The following is a 21,233-nucleotide window of genomic DNA, read 5'->3' as shown; positions in this document are numbered from 1 at the left end:
GGCATAATCCTCCTCATCAGGTAATCTTAGTAGATTATATGCACAAGTTCGTGTCGATAGACTTAAAACAATCGTGAATTTATGATAAAATTAAATGAATACGTCAAATTTTGAATGTCTGATTCAATTAATCATCATGAGAAAGGGGAGTAATCGATGTTAAAACATTTCGTAGCGGATGAATATGTTAAAAGTGTTTTTGAAGTTGATTTACATAAATTAAAACAACAAGGAAAAAAAGTCATTTTAACAGATTTAGATAATACATTAGTCGGAACCAATGTGGCGTTACCGACACCAGAAATTATTACCTTTTTAAACCAGGCTAAGGAATTAGGGTTTGAAGTGATTATTGTGTCTAATAATAATCAAGAACGTGTGTCCACATTTGCAAAAGATTTATCGATTGTCGCACATCACAAATCACTAAAACCTTTAACGATTAAATTACGTCGTGTTTTAAAAAATCATCAAAAATCTGAGGTGGTGATGATGGGTGATCAACTCATGACGGATGTCTTAGTCTCTAAACGATTAGGTCTTTATACGATATTAGTAGAACCCATTGTCTTATCAGCCGATGAGAGCAGCACCAAGTTCAATCGAAAACTAGAGCGCTATGTTGTGAGCCAATTAAAAAAGCGTAACTTACCAATTCCAACGTATTTAGATAAGCAGTAGGAGGAACATCATGGAAGAATTAAAATGTATTGGATGTGGGGCAACGATTCAAACTGAAAATCCAAAAGAAATTGGATATACGCCAGCCTCAAGTATTTCAAAAATGGAAAATGAAATTATTTATTGTCAACGTTGTTTTAAATTAAAACACTATAATGAAGTGCAAGATGTCGCCTTAACAAGTGATGATTTCCTAAAAATCCTACAACGTGTTGGAGAGACAGATGCTTTAGTAATCAATATCGTGGATATTTTTGATTTTTCAGGAAGTATGGTAGCAGGGTTAAGCCGTCATATTAATGGAAATGATATTTTATTAGTTGGTAATAAAGTTGATTTACTTCCTAAATCAGTAAATAAAACGAAATTAAACCATTGGATGCGTCGTTCATTAAAAGAATATGGATTAAAACCTTTAGATGTGGCATTAGTCAGTGCCGGTAAAGGGTTTGGAATTGATGAATTAATGGAAATGATTGAAAAGTATCGTAAAGGACGTGACGTGTATATTGTAGGATGTACGAATGTTGGAAAATCAACGTTAGTCAATCGTATCATCAAACGTTTCACAGAGGAGCGTGAAGATATTATTACAACGTCTCACTTCCCAGGAACAACGCTTGATATTATCGAAATTCCATTAGATGATTGTTCAGCTATTGTCGATACACCAGGGATTATTAATGAACATCAGTTAGCCCATTATGTGACACCGAAAGTTTTAAAAGAAATCACACCTAAAAAAGAAATTAAAGCCGGTGTTTATCAGTTAAATGCAGAGCAAACGTTATTCGTAGGTGGATTGGCTCGTATGGATTTTGTGAAAGGAGAACGCACATCATTTGTGACTCACTTTGCTAATCAATTACACATTCACCGCACCAAACTTGAAAAAGCAGATCACCTTTGGGCAACTCAGGCAGGGGCCGTGTTAAAGCCTGTCGCGATGGATAATGATCAACTAATGGAGATGGAAAAACATACGTTCCATATCGGTCATGAAAAAACGGATTTAGTGATTTCAGGACTGGGATGGTTCACACTATCAGGAACAGGGCAAGATATTAATATTTATGCGCCAAAAGGTGTTGGAGTGATGATTCGCCCTTCTTTAATTTAAAGGAGGTGGACGTTCGTTGAAAAGATTCGCTGTGATTGGAAATCCCATTGTGCATAGTTTGTCACCTTGTATGCACCGAGCTAATTTTTTAGCATTGGGCATTGAGGCAAGCTATGAGTTGAAGCAAGTGCTTAATTTAGAAAAAGAAATGAAGGATTTAAAGCAGTTAGACGGCTTTAATGTGACCCTTCCATATAAACAGATGATTATTCCATTTTTAGATGATGTTGATCCCATTGCCAAAGCGATTGGAGCCGTTAATACGGTTAAAAATGTGAATGGGAAGTTAATGGGATATAATACGGACGTGGATGGATTTTTTGAATCTTTTCAAGGTTTAAACGTTAAACTTGACGCGTCTATTTTAATTCTTGGAGCAGGTGGGGCGGCCCGCGCCGTGTATTTTGCATTAATCAAAAATGGTTATCAAAATATTACCATTGCGAATCGAACACTTGACAAAGCAAAGGATATATGTGACAATTCAATTTCTTTAGTACAAGCAGGTGAGCAGTTAGAATCGTACCAATGTATCATCAATACGACATCTGTTGGATTAATCGAAGGTGAATGCCCGATTGATTTAAAGAATTTAAATTCGAATCATGTCGTGATGGATTTAATATATAAACCAAAGTTGACAACCTTACTAAAGCGTGCAAAAGAATTAAATTGTCGCTATGAATTTGGGTTAGACATGTTATTGATTCAAGGCGCAAAAGCCTTTGAGATTTGGTTTAATCAAGAAGCCAATCGCACGATGATGAAGCAGCAATTAGAGGTGGAACTATATGTTAACAGGTAAACAAAAAAGTTATTTAAAAGGATTATCACACAACATGCAGCCGATTATTCAAATCGGAAAAAATGGTGTCAATGAAATGTTAGTTAAAACGATTGAAGATGCACTAGAGGCGCGTGAATTAATTAAGATTTCAGTGTTACAAAACTGTTTAGAAGAACCTAAGACAATGGCAATCGATATTGCCGATGTTTTAGAGGCAGAAGTCGTTCAAGTGATTGGACGCACGATTATTTTATACAAACAATCTCGCAAGAAAAAACAAATCGTATTACCTAAATAAGGAGATGCTATGGAACAATTGAAGTCTTTCGTTAAACAGCAAATGCCAGCTAAACGTTATCAACATACACTTGGTGTATGTGAGAGTAGTGTCGAGTTGGCAAAGCGTTTTAATGCGGATGTGCAAAAGGCACAAACGGCCGCTTTATTGCATGATATTGCAAAGTATTTATCAAATGAAATCTTGGAGCAAAAGTTAATTCAGGCACATGAAACAGATTATTTAGCCTATTCTCCGCTCGTGTGGCATGCACCGGTAGGAGCTATTGTCGCTAAAGAAGCGTGTCAAATTGAAGATGAAGAGATTTTAAATGCAATCAAGTATCATACAACAGGAAAAGCAGCAATGACGGATCTTGAGAAAATTGTCTTTTTAGCAGATTATATTGAACCGGGGCGTACGCAACCGGGGGTTGAGGTCATTCGAGACCTTGCCACTAAAAATTTAGATCAGGCAGTCGCTAAGACTTTATCGGATACAGTCGCCTACTTAAGTTCAAAAAATCAAGGAGCGATTCATCCTGATACTTTGGCTGCTTATGATTATTATCGTAATTTTTTATAATGGAGTTGATTTATTTGGAAAACTTAACAACAATCGTTAAAGCTTTAGACGCAAAACACGCAGAAGATATCGTTGTATTAGATATGCAACAATTTTCACCCATTTATGATTACATGGTGATTACAACAGCTAAAAATGATCGTTTAGCAGCGGGAATTTTACGCGAATTAAAAGATTTAGAAGCAGAAACTGGACTTGAATTAAAACGTATTGAAGGTGCCCATGCTGCACAATGGATTTTAGCCGATTTTGGACGTGTTATTGTTCATGTGTTTACACCTGAAACGCGTCTTGAATATAACTTAGAAAAATTATGGAGAGATGTTCCTCGCCTTGACGTTGAAGGGATGTTAGCATAATGGCTTACGAGGCTTTTTCTTATTATTATGATATCTTAATGCAAGATGTTCCGTATAGTAAATGGATGGCCAAAACGAAGCAGTACCTTCCACAAGGCTCAAGTATTTTAGATGTTGGGTGTGGAACGGGAACCATTTCAATTCTTTTAGCAAAAGAAGGATATGATGTCACAGGTATTGATTTATCAGAAGATATGTTGGCGATTGCCTATGAAAAAACGTTAGCAGAAGGTCTTGGCATTCATTACGTTCAACAAGACATGTGTCGTCTAGAAGGATTTAGTGGTTTTGATGGAGCTGTGATTTATGTGGATTCATTAAACTACTTGAAAAAAGATACAGAAGTTTTCCAAACATTTAGACATCTATACGAGAGTTTAAAAGAAGGTGGCGTGTTAATTTTTGATGTGCATTCATTATACAAAATGACTGAGATTTTCAATGATTACTTATTTGCAGACACGAATCCTGATTTAACGTATATTTGGCACGTGTGTGAGGGAAAATATCCGTATTCGATTGAACATGAATTAACGTTCTTTAAACGTCAAGGTGAGACTTATGAGCGTTTTGAAGAAACACATTACCAACGTACGTTTGCGATTGAAGAGTATATTCAAATGCTTGAAGATGTTGGATTTAAAATTTTAGAAATTTCAGCTGATTTCTTAGATCAGGCGCCAACAGACGAGTCAGAACGAATTATCTTTGTCGCACAAAAATAAAAAAGACTTGAGAGTTATTCTCAAGTCTTTTTTATTTTGGTTCTTTGTCAAATAGTGTTGCTGATTAATTTGTAACCTATTATAATGAACGACCGAATTGAAATCCTAGTAGCTATGCTGCTAGGATTTTTCTTTTGGGTTTAGTTAGATTTTGAATCATAAGAATTCTTGATTTGAAATGATAGAAGCTGCGATATCCAAACGCGATACGTTTGATGACTTTAATTTTATTATTGATTCCTTCAATAGGACCATTAGTATAGGGAGTAGTCAGAGTATTGTAGATATAAGAAGTATAGGTTTTAAAGGTTTGAAAAGATGTTTGAAGTTCGGGTGAAATCATTGGATGTTCTGTTTCAAGTAAGTGATTAAATCGATTCACATTTTTCGATTGAATGGCGAATAGTAAATCTTGATAAAGCTCATAAGTTGCTTTTAATTCAGGTGATAAATCGAGAAGGAAGTTTAAGATATCTATTTCACGCATCGGTTGCTTAAAACAATAAACAGATCGATAAGTTGTGGTATCGAGTAGGGTATGTGATTTTAAAAATAGTCGCCAGTAACGTTTGAATTTACGACCATGTTTTTTGAATTTTTTCATTAATCGAATACGTGTTTTATTGAGTGCACGGGAGATATGTTGAACGAGGTGAAACTTATCAAGGACAATTTTGGCATGAGGAAAAAGCTCCTTAATCAAACTGATATAAGGGGCGTACATATCAGTGACAATATGTTTCACACGCGCACGAGCTTCTTTTGTGTATCGCTTGAAATAAGTCTGAAGAGAGGTTAAGCGTCGATCTTCAATGATATCAATAATCTGCTTGGTATCTGCATCACAAAAGATAAAAGACATATGACCCTCAGCCGATTTTACCGATTTAAATTCATCAAAACAAAGATTTTCAGGTAGATCATTAAAGTTCAAAGTTTGAGATTCATAAAAGCTATGAATGATCCGATTAACGGTTGAATGAGAAACTTGATGGCGACGGGCAATATCGCACTCTGAAATTTTATTTTGAGCTTCTAAAGCAATCGCGTGTTTCGTATTGTAAGAAATATAACAGTTCTTTTCAACAATAGATGTTTTTAATGTAAAGGTGGATTGACAATGCCCACAATAATAACGCTGTTTCTTTAAAACTAAATAGGTATCATGGAGTGATACTTTTGGAATGATAATTCGAGAAGTTTTAAACCCATGCTTTTTAAAATTGGAATCAAAAAGAGTTCCACAGTGTTCACAATGGGTGGGTTGGTAAGATAAGATTCCCTTAAAAACAAAGCTAGTGATCCCATTTAATTTAACTTCTTCAAAATAATCTTCAGGAAAGATGATATTTTTATCTTTAATATTTAAAAATTTTCTAGTAGAATATGAGTGAGACATCAAAAATTATCCTTTCAATATTGTTTTAGCCGATAACATTGTAACAGGATAGAGACTTGATGTCTCTTTTTTTGATGCCATAAAAAAGGCGTTGCTTAGTTAGCAACACCAAATATTATAGAACCGTTATTCTCAAGTCTTTTTTATTTTTTAAAAGGAAAACACCTTTTTTTTGCGTATAGAAAAATGAGGTGAAAACGATGAAAAAGCAACTTGTTTATTTATTCGTGAGTGGAATTGTTATGTCACTCATCTTTATGAGTGCCAAACCTAAGAATACGTCGGTTCCTATTGTAATCGAATCACAATCAAGCATAGAGGAGATTACAAAATCTGAATTAGAAGAAGTTTCAAGCCTTTATTATATAATTGATGTAAAGGGAGAAGTTTATTGTCCTGGTGTTTATGAGGTAGAGGCTAACTCAAGAATTCATGAGGTCATTTTGCTTGCGGGAGGACTGACTGAAAAAGCGGATCAGAATGCTATCAATTTAGCGGGAAAAATAAAGGATGAAATGGTGATTTATGTTCCTCATGTAGAGGAGGTCGTAAATTTCCAGTGGTCTTTTGAATCATCGTCAGAATCTAAAAAAATATCCATTAATCAAGCCAATGAGGATGAACTCAAAAATTTACCAGGTATCGGAAAGACCAAAGCAGCTGCTATTATTCAATATCGAATGGATTATGGTCCGTTTCAAAGCATTGAGGAATTAAAAAATGTTACAGGAATTGGAGAAAAGACTTTTGAAAGCCTGGAAGACTTTATCGAACTTTAAGTTAAGACAGCATATGATTTACTTGGTTTTTGCTATTTTAATCGGAGTCTTGATGAATGGTGGGGCCTGGTATCTGATGTTTATTTTTCTTGTCTATCTTCGCCGATTTCCTAAGACATACTGGATTTATTTCCTTATTTTTTTGATTAGTTTTAGCTATTACCATACATTAGAACATCAAACAAAACTTCATACCAATGCCTCGTTAGAGCCATCAGAAGCGTTGGTCGTAAAAATCAAAAAGCAGAGTCGTGAGAAACAAACGGCTATTCTAGAAATAGGGAGTGAAAGAATTTATTGGACAACTTCTTCTGTTGAGCCGAAGTTAATGCCAGGAGATATTGTATTAGTAAACGGTGAGTTAAATGTTCCAATGGCAGCAACGGTTCCCAATGGATTTGATTTTAAGCAATATTTGTCTCATCAAAAGGTTTATTTGACCTTATATACGAATGAATTTGAATTAATCGGGCATCAGTTTACAATTAGGCAGTGGCAATATGAATTAGCTCAGCAAATAGAAATGAACTTTCCACCACTGACAGGTGCCTACATGAAAGCTTGGTTGCTTGGAATGACAGATGATTTAGAAGAAGAGATTCAAACCCTGTATTCTGAGCTTGGGATTATTCATTTGTTTGCGATTAGTGGATTACACGTCGGCTTATTAAGTTTTCTTTTACGGTTTGTTTTAAAGCGATTAGGGGTGATTGAGGAGTTAAGTCAACTCATTGTGATTGTCGCTTTAGTTTTATTTATGGTCATCAGTGGAGGAAGTCCTTCAATTGTTCGGGCGAGTGGGATGAGTATCTTATTGATGATTAATAAGCGTCTAAGATTGAATCTCTCGTCATTAGATGTTTTTTCAATTCTCTTTCTTGTCAATGTATGCTTAAATCCACGACAAATTTATCAACTTGGATTTATTTATTCGTATTGGATGACGTTTATTTTAATTTGTTTTCAACCTACTTTTCAAAAATTAGGTACTAAAAGTTTATTCTTCTTTTTGCCGTTTATTGCTCAATGTGCTTCAGCTCCAATTCAATTATACTTTTATGATGAAATAAATGTGTTGAGTTATCTTGTTAATTTATGGGTGATTCCACTTGTGAGCCTATGTCTTTTACCGCTTTTAATCCTCACGATTCTCATACCGTTTATTGCACCCTTAACGAACCATCTTCTCATGTTATTTGAAAGTGTCATTGTAGGGAGTGCCAGTTTATTCACGTGGAACTGGATTGTAGGCGAGTTTTCTTTAAATTTATTACTAGGATTGTTGCTGCTTTTTTTGGGGAATGGATATGTGTTTGAGAAAAAGCGTTGTTTTTCAAACTATGCCATTAGCATAATCCTGGTTATTTTTCTATTGGAATCCCATCGATTTTTTGTCAGTGAAAGTCAGTTCACGATGCTTGATGTGGGTCAAGGCGACAGTGTTATCATTCAATCGTCCTACAGGCGATGTAGTGTGGTGGTTGACACGGGTGGTACCTATCAGTTTACGGGGAAGCCTAAACCCATTTTTTCAACCACGCTAGAGCCCTTTTTAAAGGGAGAGGGGATTCGAACGATTGATTATTTGATTTTGACACATGGTGATTTCGATCATGTGGGAGAGGCCGTTTCGCTACTTCAAACTTTTGAGGTGAAAGAAGTGTTAACAAATGGGCAACCTTTAAATGAATTGATGAAAGAAATTGAAGAGGTAGCAAAGGAAGTAGGAACGATTTTTCGGCAGGTCAAACAAGAAGAAGTGTTAACGTGTGGGAATCAAATTCTCACGTTCTTACAATCAAATCAGATCAAATCAGATGAGAATGCTGCGTCATTGGTGTTTACATTAGAGATGGATGGATTTAGCGCACTATTGACTGGAGATATGGGGGTGAGTGAGGAGGCTGAGATTTTGAGTCGGTATCAGTTAAACCAATTAACAGTATACAAAGCAGCCCATCATGGTTCGAAAACTTCAAATTCAAATTCATTTTTGAGAAGATTAAGTCCCATGATTACCCTTGTATCATCAGGACGAAAAAATCGTTATGGTCATCCAAGTGTAGAGTTAATCGAAAATTTGAAACAACTCGAAATTCCACTCTTGAATACACAATACGATGGAAGTATTCAATTTAAAATTAGAAGGGATAGGCTATCGATTCAATCTTTTCCACCTTATGTTTATAATATTCAATAATTAAAAAATTAGACAATTCTCTAAATAAAGTCACAACGAAAAAGTATAGTACCAAATTGAATCTCACAATAAAAAAAACAAAAAAGTCACACCAAAAGAAAATACGGACGATAAGTGTTTGGTTGTGACAGAGCCCTTAGTGTGATAAAATAGGGACTGAGGTGTTTTTATGGCCATTTATACGATCCTTGGTGAACAATCTGTTCTTTGTGAAAAGAAAATTAATGAAATTTTAGAGCAACATCAAATTGAATCGTTTGATGTCATCTCTTATGATATGAAAGAATCAACGATTCAGGAAGCGTTGTTTGATTTGCAAACAGTTGCTTTTTTAAGTAATCGAAAAGCCATTTTAGTGAAGAATCCTTTATTTTTAACTGGAAAAGATTCAAAAGGCGAATTAAATCATGATTTAGAAAAGTTTATGGCGTTTTTAGAGCATCCGATTAGTGATAATATTTTAATTATTTATGCCCCTTATGATAAATTAGATGAACGTAAAAAAGTGGTGAAGTTATTAAAGAAGCAGTCGGAGTTTTTTACCTTTGAAACTTACTCAGAAACCACGCTCATCCAATGGGCCCAAAAAAAATTAAAAGAAGAAGGCATTGAATTTGATCCTCGTGCAGTCGAGTTATTAGTGAAGTTCACGCATGCTAAGCTTGATTTAATGTATCAAGAACTAGATAAAATCTTTTTATATTTTTTAGATGATGCGACCTCTAAATATTTATCTGTTGACTTAATTCATCTGCTAGTTCCAAGACAGTTAGAGGATAACATATTCTTACTAACAGATGCTTTGATGCAACAAAAAGTAAAAGATGCTTATCTTATTTACCAGGACTTACTCACGCAAAATGAGGAACCCTTTAAAATTTTAATTATGATCGCGAATCAATTCCGCTTAATGTCACAGGTTATTCAGCTAAGTCGTCAAGGATACCGTGAAGCAGAAGTGGCTAAAACATTAAATGTACATCCCTATCGTGTTAAATTAATTCACGGACAATCTCATCGTTTTGAGTTAGACTTAATTCAAAGTTATTTATACCAATTAGCTCAAATTGATTATAAGATTAAAACAGGTCTTTTAAAAAAGGAATTAGCACTTGAAATGTTTATTCTCAATTTAAAATCACGATATTAGCAAGACTTTTCATAAGTTTTGCTTTTTTTTGCTATAAATAACAAAGGATAGTGTTCGTCAAGCCGTCCAAACTATAAGAGATTTCGACAAAACAACTTTATTTATGTCTCTTTTGAAAGTGCTTTTGAAAAATTTTCATAAAATGATATCATTTTTCGATACATTATTCCTTTTTTGTTGTATAATAATCGAGTATGAATTTTTTAATCTAGCCAGATAGAGGTGCAAAGCATGAATATTAAAAATATTGCCATTATTGCCCACGTTGATCATGGTAAAACGACTTTAGTCGATCAATTACTTCGCCAAGCGGGAACATTCCGTGAAAATGAAGCAGTTGCTGATCGCGTGATGGATTCAAATGATATCGAACGTGAACGTGGAATTACGATTTTAGCGAAAAATACTGCGATTGATTATAAAGATTATCGTATTAACATTTTAGATACACCAGGACATGCTGACTTTGCAGGGGAAGTTGAGCGTATCATGAACATGGTAGATGGTGTTTTATTAGTTGTTGATGCTTACGAAGGAACAATGCCTCAAACTCGTTTCGTCTTAAAGAAAGCATTAGAACAAAAATTAACACCAATCGTTGTGGTTAATAAAATTGACCGTCCTGCTGCTCGTCCAGAGGAAGTAGTCGATGAAGTGTTAGAATTATTCATTGAATTAGGGGCAGATGATGATCAATTAGAATTCCCAGTTGTTTACTGTTCAGCTTTAAACGGAACAGCAAGCTTAAGTTCAGATCCTGCGGATCAAGAAGAAAACATGGAATCTATTTTTGAATCTATTTTAGAAAACATTCCAGATCCAGGAATGGATCCAAACGGTACACTTCAATTCCAACCTGCTTTATTAGACTATAATGAATATGTAGGGCGTATTGGGGTAGGACGTGTTGTACGCGGAACGATTAATGTGAACCAAATGGTTTCAATTTGTCGTTTAGATGGAACAACTCAACAATTCCGTATCACGAAATTATTCGGATTCTTAGGATTAAAACGTATCGAAATTGAATCAGCAGAAGCTGGAGATATTGTAGCCATTGCTGGATTACCTGATATCAACGTAGGTGAGACGGTTTGTGAAATCGGTCATGAAGAAGCATTACCAATTTTACATATTGATGAACCAACGTTAAAAATGACATTCTCAACGAACTCATCTCCATTCTCAGGACAAGAAGGAAAACACGTCACAGCTTCTAAAATTGATGAGCGTTTATATAAAGAAATTCAACGTGATGTTTCATTATTAGTTGAACGTGTTGGAACGAAAGAAGAGTGGGTTGTTTCAGGTCGTGGAGAACTTCACTTATCAATCTTACTTGAAAATATGCGTCGTGAAGGATTCGAACTTGAAGTTTCAAAACCAGAAGTTATCATCCGTGAAATCGATGGTGTCTTATGCGAACCATATGAATATGTTCAAATTGAGTCACCTGAAGAGCATGTCGGAAGTGTGATTGAAGCCATGGGATACCGTAAAGGTCAATTACAAAATATGATTCATAATGAAAATGGACAAGTTCGTTTAATTTATGATGTACCATCACGTGCTTTAATTGGATTCATGACAGAATTCTTAACTTTAACAAAAGGTTACGGAATCATTAACCATACTTTCTCTGAATACCGTCCGATGGAAAAAGGTTCAGTCGGAGAACGTAAAAATGGGGCTTTAGTTTCAATGGAAAACGGAAAAGCAACAAACTACGGTTTAATGGGACTTGAAGATCGCGGAATCATGTTTATCGAACCAGGAGCTGCCGTATATGAAGGGATGATCGTGGGAGAAAACAACAAAGATTTAGATTTAGCCGTAAACGTAACGCGTGCAAAACAATTAACAAACTGTCGTTCAGCTGGTAAAGATAATACAGTGGTATTAAAGAAACCACGCTTAATTACACTCGAATACGCCTTAGAATATATTAACGAAGATGAATTAGTTGAGATTACCCCAACATCAGTTCGTCTACGTAAAAAAATCTTAGATACAAATGAGCGTAAAAAATACGACAAACGTAAACGTAATGCTGAGTAATGTTTCATTAAAAAAACGTCTAAGTGGCACTTTGCTACTGAGACGTTTTTTTATTTTTAGGGAAAACCATTTTTATTTAAATTTAAAAGACCCGAAAAAAATTCGGGTCTTTTAGGAGTTAAGGACGTGGACCTTTAGAAATAATGACGTTCATAATATCACCTTCACTTGCATTGTATCCTGCTTGACGATCCTGACTTGCAATGGTTCCATCAGGAGCATTTGAATAGTCATAAGTAAAGACACACGTTAATCCGCTATACTCGCAAGTTTGACGAGCATCATATTCAGATAATCCTGTTAAGGCAGGAACTGTTAAATGACCGCCAAGGTTAACAACGATTTGAATATTAGCACCTGTTTCAACACGGCGATCATAAAGAGATTGCGCAATAATTTTATTTTTCTCAGCTGAGTCAACATATTGATAGGTAATCGATGGCGTAATATTAGCACCTTTTAAATTTTGCTCATCTACCCATTCCATAAATGAAATTTCAGTATCTCCGATGAAATTTTTTACGCCTACTTTACCAAGTGATATTGTAATTGTGACTAAATCGCCTTTTTTAATCACTTCACCAGAAGAAATACTCGATTCGATAATCGTATTAGCTGCCACCGAGTTATGGTATTTTTCAGTCAACATTAAGTTTACTGTATTTGCAGTCGCCCAAGCCTTGATTTCTTCAATCGTCATTGAATTTAGACTTGGCACTGTAATACCAGGTCCTGTTGAAACTTCAACCGTTAGTGTTTCAGTTTTTGGATTAAATTCAATTTCTGGTTCAATGCTTTGAGTGATGATTTGGTTTTCTGGCACCGTATCATGCGCCACTTTCTCATATACGACGGTTACGTTGTTTTTTTGAGCCCATGCTTTGACATCATCTTCTGTTTTAGTTTTTAAATCAATCATGCTCATCATAAAAGGTGAACCTGTTGAAACATAAAACGTTACTTTTGTCTTACGTTTAATTTCGGTTAGGTCTTTATCTAAATCCGATTTAATAAAGTGATTTTTTTCAATGGTTTCATCTGCTAAATTTTTAATGGTCGCATTCATTAAATTATTTTCATCAATCCAGTTCATTAATTCGTCGGTTGTCCATGTTTCATCAAAATCTGGAAGTGTCACGATGACTTCAGGATCGATTCCAAGAGACATCACCAACGTCATCTCGCCCCCTTTTTTTACTTTCTTACCGGGTGCGATATTTTGTGAAATAAGTGTTCCTTTTTCAAACTCGTGATTATATTCTTCGACATATAACATCGTCATGTTATTTTTGGTTCCCCATGTCGCAATTTGCGAAGGCGTATAGGCTGAGAAATCAGGAACCTCTACCTTATTCCCAAAGATAAGATAGAAAATAACAGATAAAACGGCAACGGCACCTGTTATTAAGGCAATGATTTGATTTCTTTTTTTATTAGGATTAATAAAACGTTCATATTTTTCATCTGTTTTAATTGAAACACCGGGTCCTTTTGGTGAATTTACTTCAACTTTTTCTGGTTCTGATTTGACCGTTTGACGTAAATCTACTTCAATTTTGGGTGTTGGTGTTGATTTGACGGGTTGTTGCGTAAATGCTTTTTCATAAGGTTTTGATTCAAGAGGTGTTTCTTTTGGTAATTCATTGTTTAAAAATTGATTAAAAAAATCATTATTTTTCTGACTCATACTTTCCTCCTATAACACGTTACCTACCTAAATTAGTTAATTTTCTCCTTAAAATGTTTAAATATCCTTTAATTAGAATACAATCATTATACTCTGTTTAAAAATACCATGTCAATTTGTTAAAGCTTGAACTTTCTTAAGATTTATTAACATTTTAATTAATTCGTTTATTAAACAATTTAATTTCGGAGACACTAAGTAAAGTGGCACACATTTAGGCAAATATCGATAAAACTGTGAAAATAAGTATATTTTTATCTAGTTAAGATATTGACAAACTATTGATTAATTATATAATAGAATAGGTTTATTATTAGTAAACAAATAGTTTATTTATTTAGTCGAAAAGTTGAGGTGTTGCCATGATAATCGGAGAAAAAATTAGGCGTTTACGAATGGAACTTCAGTTAACACAAGAAGAATTAGCTGATCGTACCGAATTAACAAAAGGATATATCTCACAGGTAGAACGTGATTTAGCTTCACCATCGATCGCAACCCTTGTTGATATATTAGAAGCACTAGGAACAACTCTTGGTGAGTTTTTTGCTGAAGAAAAAAATGATCAGAAAGTTGTTTTTCAACGTGAAGATGTATTTATAAAAGAAGAGTTAGATTATAATATGACCATTCGCTGGATTATTCCAAATGCTCAAAAGAATGAAATGGAGCCGATCATTGTGGATTTAGAACCAGGTGGAATGTCATATGATGATGAGCCTCACCATGGTGAGGAATTTGGTTATGTGTTAAAAGGAGAAGTTGAGCTTGTCCTGGGAACTAAACGATATAAAGTGAAAAAAGGCGAGAGTTTTTATTATAAAGCAGATGTTGACCACAAGTTAAAGAACAGTTCAAAAGCACCTGCATCTGTACTTTGGGTCGCGACGCCACCAACTTTCTAGTTATTTTGAGGAGGATCTGGTATGACAAAAGTGCCATTAGTTGAGATTAAAAATTTAACAAAAGAATACGATGGGGACATTATTTTAAAAGGAATCGATTTAACGATTCATCAAAATGAATTTGTTACCTTATTAGGACCATCTGGTTGCGGTAAAACAACCCTTCTTCGTATTATTGGTGGATTTGATACACCGACATCGGGTGAGGTAAAGTTTGATGGAAAAGACCTTATTCAAATTCCATCTTATAAACGTGAAATTAATACAGTTTTCCAAAAATATGCGTTATTTCCGCACTTAAACGTGTTCGATAACATCGCATTTGGATTAAGAATGAAAAAAGTGCCAGAGTCTGAAGTTAAAGAACGTGTAAACCGTATGTTGAAAATGGTTAAACTTTTTGATTATGCTAATCGTCGTATCGATTCATTATCTGGAGGACAACAGCAACGTATTGCGATTGCTCGTGCCTTAGTTAATCGTCCAAAAGTTCTTTTACTTGATGAACCATTAGGAGCGCTTGACTTAAAATTACGACAAGACATGCAATATGAATTAAAAGAAATCCAACGTGAAATGGGAATTACGTTTATTTTTGTTACTCATGATCAAGAAGAAGCCTTAACGATGTCGGATACCATTGTTGTCTTAAATGATGGATTAATTCAACAAATTGGAACACCAGTTGATATTTACAATGAGCCACGTAATCGTTTTGTTGCAAACTTCATTGGAGAAAGTAACATTGTCCGCGGAGTGATGCTTGAAGATTACAAAGTTGAATTTGAAAATCATGTTTTTGAATGTGTCGATCGAGGATACAATGCAAATGAAGTAGTTGATATCGTCATTCGTCCTGAGGATTTACAAATTGTTTCAAAAGATAAGGGAGCCTTTACAGGAGTTGTAGATACGGTCATCTTCAAAGGGGTTCATTATGAAATTATTGTGATGGTCGAGGGGCGCGAATATATTGTACATAGTACACAAAGTGCAGAAGTCGGGGCAGAAGTTGGGATGACAGTTGCTCCAGCTGATATTCATGTCATGGAAGTTGGGGTATAGCTCATGCATGAATCAACAAAACGTTTAAGTTATCCTTATATTGTGTGGATTTCAATCATGATCATCATCCCAATGATTTTGATTTTCTTATATAGTATCATTGATCCAAGTGATGGAAATCCAATGGCCTTCAGATTTACGCTTGAAAATTATGTTAAATTCTTTAATCCAATCTATATTGCAACTCTTGGGCGTTCGTTATGGATCGCCTTTGTTTCGACATTATTATGTTTTATGTTTGGGTATCCACTAGCTTGGATTATTGCTCAATTATCTCCCAAACGACAATCTTCTATTTTACTATTATTTATTATGCCAATGTGGATTAACATGTTATTACGTACGTATGCATGGATCTCAATTCTTGGAAAAAATGGTATTTTGAATAATATTTTAGATTTCTTCGGAATTGCGCCCGTGGACATTATGTATTCTGATTTTTCAATTATGTTAGGGATGGTTTATAACTTCTTGCCGTTTATGGTGTTACCAATTCATACGGCTATCTCTAAAGTAGATAAGAACTTGATTGATGCGGCCCGTGATTTAGGAGCTAATAGCAAACAAGTCTTTACCCGTGTCGTATTTCCGTTAACATTACCAGGGATTATTACAGGAATTATCATGGTCTTCTTACCGGCTGTGAGTACGTTCGTCATTCCACAGTTACTTGGTGGTGGACAATTTATGATGATTGGGAACTTAATTGAAAAACAATTCTTATTAACAGGTAATTGGTACTTTGGATCAGCTTTATCCATGATTCTGATGCTCTTTATCTTACTTTCAATCTGGTTGATGAAAAAATTCGATTCAGATGGACAAGCAGGAGGTGCCTTACCATGGTAAATAAGTGGTTATCAAGATGTTACTTAGCTTTAATGTTCCTTTTCTTATATGCACCGATTGGCGTTCTTATTTTATTCTCGTTTAACGAATCAAAATCGAGCGGAAAGTGGACTGGATTTTCACTTCAATGGTATCAAGAGTTGTTCCAAGATAGCAAAATGCAAACAGCCGTCTTATATACCGTGGTTGTGGCCGTTATTGCCACAGCTATTTCGGTTGTCGTTGGAACCTTTACCTCGATTGGAATTTATAAACTAACAAAGAAAACGAAAGCCTTTGTTTTAAATATTAACTATTTGCCAGTTATTAGTCCAGATATCGTGATTGCGGTTGCCTTAATGATGCTCTTTAAAACCGTTAAATTAAACTTTGGATTTACGACCATGCTACTTGCTCATATCATGTTCTGTATTCCTTACGTTGTTTTATCTGTTTTACCTCGTCTTTATGCGATGAATCCGAATATGGCTGAAGCGGCAATGGATTTAGGTGCTACACCGATGCAAGCGATTCGTAAAGTCGTTATTCCAGAGATTATGCCAGGAATTATGGCAGGAGCCTTAATGGCCTTTACGATGTCGATTGATGACTTTGTGATTAGTTACTTTACAGCTGGAAATGGTGCGACAAACTTATCCATTGAAGTTTATTCAATGGCAAAACGAGGAATTCGTCCGACTGTTAATGCTTTAGCGACTATTATGGTAAGTTTTGTATTAATTTCAGTTTTAATTTCAAATAATCTTTCAATTAGAAAGAAAAAGGAGGTGTAGGAATCTCATGAAAAATTGGTTGAAGCTTTTGGGTCTTTCCCTTGTTGCCATGTTAGCGGCTTGTTCGAGTGGTGATACACAAAAACTTTATGTTTACAACGTGGGAGAATATATTGATCCTGAGGTATTAGATATTTTTGAATCTGAATTTAATTGTAAAGTGTATTATGAATTATATGATTCAAATGAAACGATGTATCAAAAGATTAAAGCGGGGGGAACAAACTATGACGTAGCCTTCCCATCGGATTATATGGTAGAAAAAATGATCAAAGAAAATCTTGTTCTACCACTTGATTACAGCAAAATTCCAAATTTTGAATATATTTCAGATGCGTATAAAAATTTACCTTATGATCCTGATAATTTGTATACAGTTCCTTATTTCTGGGGAACCGTTGGAATTTTATATGATAAAACCGTTGTTAAAGAACCTGTCGATTCTTGGTCAATTTTGTGGGATGAAGATTATAAAGGGAATATCTTTATGTATGATAGTCAACGTGACTCATTAATGGTCGCTTTAAAATTATTAGGTTACTCAATGAATACTCAAAATATTGATGAATTAGAACAAGCGAAGCAACTTTTAATCGATCAACGTCCGCTTGTTTATGCCTATGTTACAGATCAAGTCATTGATAATATGATTGCAGGAAATGCAGCATTAGCGGTTGTCTATTCAGGTGATGCGACCTATATCATGGATGAAAATGAAAACATGGAATATGCCATTCCAAAAGAAGGATCAAATACATGGGTGGATGCCATGGTTATTCCATCAACAGCTCAAAATGTTGATTTAGCCCATGAGTTTATTAATTTTATGCAACGTCCAGAGATTGCCTTAATGAATACAGAGTATGTCATGTATTCTACACCTAATACTGAAACATTAGAGATGGTTTCAGAAGAGGAGTGGACACAAAATGATGCATACAGTCCCTCACAAGATTTATTAGACTTCTTACCGATGGAAACCTTTAGAGATCCAGGGGAGTTTGTTAGAGAGTATGATGATATTTGGACACAAGTTTTAGCAGCTTCAAAATAAAAAAAAGCACTCGATTAGTTTAATCGAGTGCTTTTTTTTGGTAAAGAGAGAAGAGAATGCTGTTAATCATTTTACGGATTTAAAATAGGATTACATATAGCCGCACGTAAATCTTTAAATGACATCTATCTGCACGGATGCTGATATGATTATGAGTTTGACTTGCTAGGAAAAATTTTGACTATTCGATTAAATGAAACGAAGTAAGGTGTTGAAGTTGAGACATTCAAAATCACTGTCTAGGGGAGATTAGGGACTATGCTATTTAAAGGCTCCTAATTGACTGTGAAGGAGGTGTTCATCTTCAAGACGTTAATCTTGTAAACTACGTTGTTTTAGTATTGAATTGATAACCACTGCTAGTGATTGGGAATGGTTAATTGAAGGATTACGTTCCAATGACCAGTCGGTGTTTGGGATACTTGACCGTATTGCGTTAGAGATGGTGAGTTTTAACCAGTCAGTGGTAAGACGACAATAGTAGTCTTTCATTGGACGATTGAAATGATGTTCCTTAATCCTGTACACATTAGAGGGGCGATAATCTATGTGATTCAAGTTAGTCAGTTAAATGACGATGCTGGTGTTAATTTTATGGGAACTCTAATCCCATCAGGGATCAACTTCTTTGTCGATTCTCAAGAACAAGCCACTTTGACTTTTTTAAATAAAATTTTAGCTGCTTTTGTTCTTTAGTCTTATTTTTTCAAGTTTTTATAGGATGGTATAGGCGGGTTAATCCAATGAAGGAGGTGCCTGAATGGAACATAAGCAGATGGTCAGCTTGTGTATGAGTGTTAAAATAAAGAATCGTATTGGTGAAGAGATTTAGATCGTTTAATCGGGATTGACATTGAGAGTAGAGTGATTTCGATAACGATGAAATTGATACGTTTAAAAATCATTCTATTTCAAATTTTTTTAACAACGATAAGAAAAAGATGGGGGGTGAGTCTGTTGATTGATTAAATTTGAATGAAGCATCTAAGTTTTATTGTAAGGGATTCATTTAATTCTGTTATGTGTTTTCGTTGTATGATAAAATAAAAGTAATTAGGTGAAAAATTTAGGGGGATTAACTTCATGAACGAACAGAAAAATAAATTGTCTTTTGAGGCATCCTACACATTAGATGTGATTGGATTACTAGACTTACTTTTTTCAGGTGAAATTGATGAGGATACGGAGTTCGTTCGTTACTTAGAAGAGCAATTAAGTGAAAATTGTGAGGGATTATTAAATAAAGTGCGCAACACTTTACCAAAGGGAGAATCAATTGGAAGCACCTTAATTCCTTTAATTGCAACGGATTCAGAATTTAATGATCTTCGTTTGTCAGAACTGTTACAAAGTCCAAAGTATCTAGTCACTCAATTAAAAAAACAAACGATAAAAAAAAATCTTTCTAAAGCTTATCAAAAGTTTTTAAATAAAGATGTAGAGAAGGTTTTTGAACAATTAGGCCTCGTTATTGCGGAACTTGAGCGATGTAAATTCAAGAACTTTTGGTTAGAAAATCGTTTGCCATTGATTAATGAACAAATAAAACGTTATGATAAAGAGTGCCAGCCATTAAACGTGATTGAAACGTTAAATCAATCACTCACGCCACAGCATATTGAGCGACGCAATGTATATGTGGTGAGTTTTGAATTACTAGATTTAAAGTCGATTCAACTGTTTAATGAAGATGTTGTCGTTTCGATTAAACGCTCAACTAAACAGGTGTTAGAATGCTTGACAGAACAATTATTACAACCCATTTCGATTCATAGGCAATTAAGAGCGCGTGTCCGAGCGTTAAAGCATGATCAAATGCTTTTAAATGCTTTAAAGCATGTGAAAGAGGAATATAAGGATTTAGGTTCTTATTTAGAAGCTAATGTGAAACTAGCGTATCAAATGTATTTAAACACTCAACTTCATCTTTGTGATCAACCTTATCAATATTTAGGACGCTATCAATTTGGGACATACAAACTTTCGACCTTGTTTTATCATTATATGCAGACTCATCCGAAAATAAGTTCTCAATCTATCTCTGATTATTTAGTAGAAGTTGTTGAACAAGTAGAGGTTGATCAGTTTAATCAACGCTATCTGACAATTATGAGCCACATATTATAAGGAGGGGCAAAGATGCCATCACCGATTGTGCACTTGAATGTTATCCAAAACGTTTCAAAACGTTTATCGATTCCCATGACATCTGATTTGTTGCTTGGTTCAATTAGTCCTGATGCCATTCATATGAGGCCGAATCAAACGTGGGCAGATAAGGCGGTCACACATTTTTATGACATAGCAGATGACGATTATGTTGAGGCGATTTTACAAGCGAAACAAATAATTACAGGCGTGACTCAAGACTTTAAACTTGGATATTTAATTCATTTATATACAGATTACCTATGGCGTGAAATTATTTATGCTCCTTATTTTCATGCTCGAAAAGAAAGGATGGAACGCTTAGAGTTGCATGCCCTTTATTACCGTGATATGCAACGAATCGATGATTTATTAAAAGGACAGGTCTTACCCTTATCGGCTGATTTAAAACAAGCCATTGCAATGCCGGTCTGTCCCTTGTTAAGTCGGGATGAGGTTGAACAATGGCGCCTTAAAGTTTTAAAGCAAGATTTAGAAAAAGATAAGCAAGGTGACACGGAACTTGAAGCCTTTTATATGACTGATATTTTGTTGTTTATTGAAAGGTGTTGTCAGCAGATCGTGACTTATTTTCATCTCTTTGAAGACTAGCAACCAAGTTGCTAGTTTTT

At 34.9% G+C, this 21,233-nt stretch carries 21 protein-coding genes; 19 read left to right on the top strand and 2 right to left on the bottom strand.

Annotation, left to right across the window (positions count from 1 at the left end; translation table 11 throughout):
* Positions 1-156: 156 nt before the first annotated feature.
* From HLK68_RS12965 to HLK68_RS12935, 7 genes are read left to right on the top strand one after another with little or no spacing between them, the layout of a single operon-like run.
* Entirely contained in the window at positions 157-681 is a 525-nt protein-coding gene (locus HLK68_RS12965; RefSeq protein WP_006783356.1) for a YqeG family HAD IIIA-type phosphatase, read from the top strand.
* Positions 682-691: 10 nt separating this feature from the next.
* Positions 692-1,801 (top strand): ribosome biogenesis GTPase YqeH, encoded by a 1,110-nt coding sequence (gene yqeH / locus HLK68_RS12960; RefSeq protein WP_006783357.1) that lies wholly within the window; start codon positions 692-694, stop codon positions 1,799-1,801.
* A gap of 16 nt (positions 1,802-1,817) precedes the next feature.
* A complete protein-coding gene (gene aroE, locus HLK68_RS12955; protein WP_006783358.1) occupies positions 1,818-2,606 on the top strand; it encodes a shikimate dehydrogenase in 789 nt (262 codons plus the stop codon).
* On the top strand, positions 2,593-2,886 hold the full coding sequence (gene yhbY / locus HLK68_RS12950) for a ribosome assembly RNA-binding protein YhbY (RefSeq protein WP_006783359.1): 294 nt from the start codon (positions 2,593-2,595) through the stop codon (positions 2,884-2,886). Before aroE ends, yhbY begins: the two co-directional genes overlap by 14 nt.
* Before the next feature lie 9 nt (positions 2,887-2,895).
* Positions 2,896-3,450: a bis(5'-nucleosyl)-tetraphosphatase (symmetrical) YqeK gene (gene yqeK / locus HLK68_RS12945; RefSeq protein WP_006783360.1), complete on the top strand. Its 555-nt coding sequence runs from the start codon at positions 2,896-2,898 to the stop codon at positions 3,448-3,450.
* A gap of 14 nt (positions 3,451-3,464) precedes the next feature.
* Complete coding sequence (gene rsfS / locus HLK68_RS12940; RefSeq protein ID WP_006783361.1) at positions 3,465-3,809, top strand: ribosome silencing factor; 345 nt, start codon at positions 3,465-3,467, stop codon at positions 3,807-3,809.
* Positions 3,809-4,534, top strand: coding sequence for a class I SAM-dependent DNA methyltransferase (locus HLK68_RS12935; RefSeq protein WP_006783362.1), 726 nt, complete (start codon positions 3,809-3,811; stop codon positions 4,532-4,534). The genes rsfS and HLK68_RS12935 overlap by 1 nt, the downstream gene beginning before the upstream one ends.
* 112 nt (positions 4,535-4,646) lie before the next feature.
* On the opposite strand, the gene HLK68_RS12930 is transcribed toward HLK68_RS12935, so the two are convergent.
* Positions 4,647-5,933: an ISL3 family transposase gene (locus HLK68_RS12930; RefSeq protein WP_155077852.1), complete on the bottom strand. Its 1,287-nt coding sequence runs from the start codon at positions 5,931-5,933 to the stop codon at positions 4,647-4,649.
* A 200-nt stretch (positions 5,934-6,133) separates the two neighbouring features.
* On the opposite strand from HLK68_RS12930, the gene HLK68_RS12925 reads away from it, so the two are divergent.
* The 4 genes from HLK68_RS12925 to typA all read left to right on the top strand — a co-directional run bounded on the left by HLK68_RS12925 (position 6,134) and on the right by typA (position 12,120).
* Entirely contained in the window at positions 6,134-6,712 is a 579-nt protein-coding gene (locus tag HLK68_RS12925; RefSeq protein ID WP_006783185.1) for a helix-hairpin-helix domain-containing protein, read from the top strand.
* Positions 6,681-8,912: a DNA internalization-related competence protein ComEC/Rec2 gene (locus HLK68_RS12920; protein WP_238581482.1), complete on the top strand. Its 2,232-nt coding sequence runs from the start codon at positions 6,681-6,683 to the stop codon at positions 8,910-8,912. Before HLK68_RS12925 ends, HLK68_RS12920 begins: the two co-directional genes overlap by 32 nt.
* 169 nt (positions 8,913-9,081) lie before the next feature.
* Positions 9,082-10,062 carry a DNA polymerase III subunit delta gene (holA, locus tag HLK68_RS12915; protein WP_132942712.1) on the top strand — a complete coding sequence of 327 codons (981 nt, stop codon included), beginning with the start codon at positions 9,082-9,084 and terminating at the stop codon, positions 10,060-10,062.
* Between the two features lie 231 nt (positions 10,063-10,293).
* The gene (typA, locus tag HLK68_RS12910) at positions 10,294-12,120 is read left to right on the top strand and encodes a translational GTPase TypA (protein WP_006783182.1); all 1,827 of its coding nucleotides are present in this window, start codon (positions 10,294-10,296) and stop codon (positions 12,118-12,120) included.
* Between the two features lie 118 nt (positions 12,121-12,238).
* On the opposite strand, the gene HLK68_RS12905 is transcribed toward typA, so the two are convergent.
* On the bottom strand, positions 12,239-13,807 hold the full coding sequence (locus tag HLK68_RS12905) for a PASTA domain-containing protein (RefSeq protein ID WP_006783181.1): 1,569 nt from the start codon (positions 13,805-13,807) through the stop codon (positions 12,239-12,241).
* A 362-nt stretch (positions 13,808-14,169) separates the two neighbouring features.
* Here HLK68_RS12905 and HLK68_RS12900 point away from each other — a divergent pair, with 362 nt between their 5' ends.
* The 8 genes from HLK68_RS12900 to HLK68_RS12865 all read left to right on the top strand — a co-directional run bounded on the left by HLK68_RS12900 (position 14,170) and on the right by HLK68_RS12865 (position 21,213).
* On the top strand, positions 14,170-14,712 hold the full coding sequence (locus tag HLK68_RS12900) for a helix-turn-helix domain-containing protein (RefSeq protein WP_006783180.1): 543 nt from the start codon (positions 14,170-14,172) through the stop codon (positions 14,710-14,712).
* Positions 14,713-14,733: 21 nt separating this feature from the next.
* On the top strand, positions 14,734-15,777 hold the full coding sequence (potA, locus tag HLK68_RS12895) for a spermidine/putrescine ABC transporter ATP-binding protein (RefSeq protein ID WP_006783179.1): 1,044 nt from the start codon (positions 14,734-14,736) through the stop codon (positions 15,775-15,777).
* Positions 15,778-15,780: 3 nt separating this feature from the next.
* Positions 15,781-16,626, top strand: a complete 846-nt coding sequence (locus HLK68_RS12890) for an ABC transporter permease (protein WP_006783178.1) — start codon at positions 15,781-15,783, stop codon at positions 16,624-16,626.
* Positions 16,620-17,399: an ABC transporter permease gene (locus HLK68_RS12885; protein WP_006783177.1), complete on the top strand. Its 780-nt coding sequence runs from the start codon at positions 16,620-16,622 to the stop codon at positions 17,397-17,399. Before HLK68_RS12890 ends, HLK68_RS12885 begins: the two co-directional genes overlap by 7 nt.
* 7 nt (positions 17,400-17,406) lie before the next feature.
* Complete coding sequence (locus tag HLK68_RS12880; RefSeq protein WP_006783176.1) at positions 17,407-18,453, top strand: ABC transporter substrate-binding protein; 1,047 nt, start codon at positions 17,407-17,409, stop codon at positions 18,451-18,453.
* 549 nt (positions 18,454-19,002) lie between these two features.
* Positions 19,003-19,149, top strand: a complete 147-nt coding sequence (locus HLK68_RS12875; RefSeq protein WP_006784729.1) for a hypothetical protein — start codon at positions 19,003-19,005, stop codon at positions 19,147-19,149.
* A gap of 387 nt (positions 19,150-19,536) precedes the next feature.
* A complete protein-coding gene (locus HLK68_RS12870) occupies positions 19,537-20,580 on the top strand; it encodes a hypothetical protein (protein WP_055166322.1) in 1,044 nt (347 codons plus the stop codon).
* Between the two features lie 12 nt (positions 20,581-20,592).
* On the top strand, positions 20,593-21,213 hold the full coding sequence (locus tag HLK68_RS12865; protein ID WP_006784727.1) for a zinc dependent phospholipase C family protein: 621 nt from the start codon (positions 20,593-20,595) through the stop codon (positions 21,211-21,213).
* Positions 21,214-21,233 lie beyond the last annotated feature (20 nt).

The sequence above is a fragment of the Turicibacter sanguinis genome (assembly GCF_013046825.1).
Lineage (GTDB): Bacteria > Bacillota_I > Bacilli_A > MOL361 > Turicibacteraceae > Turicibacter > Turicibacter sanguinis.
This window is presented reverse-complemented; position numbering and strand designations above follow the sequence as displayed.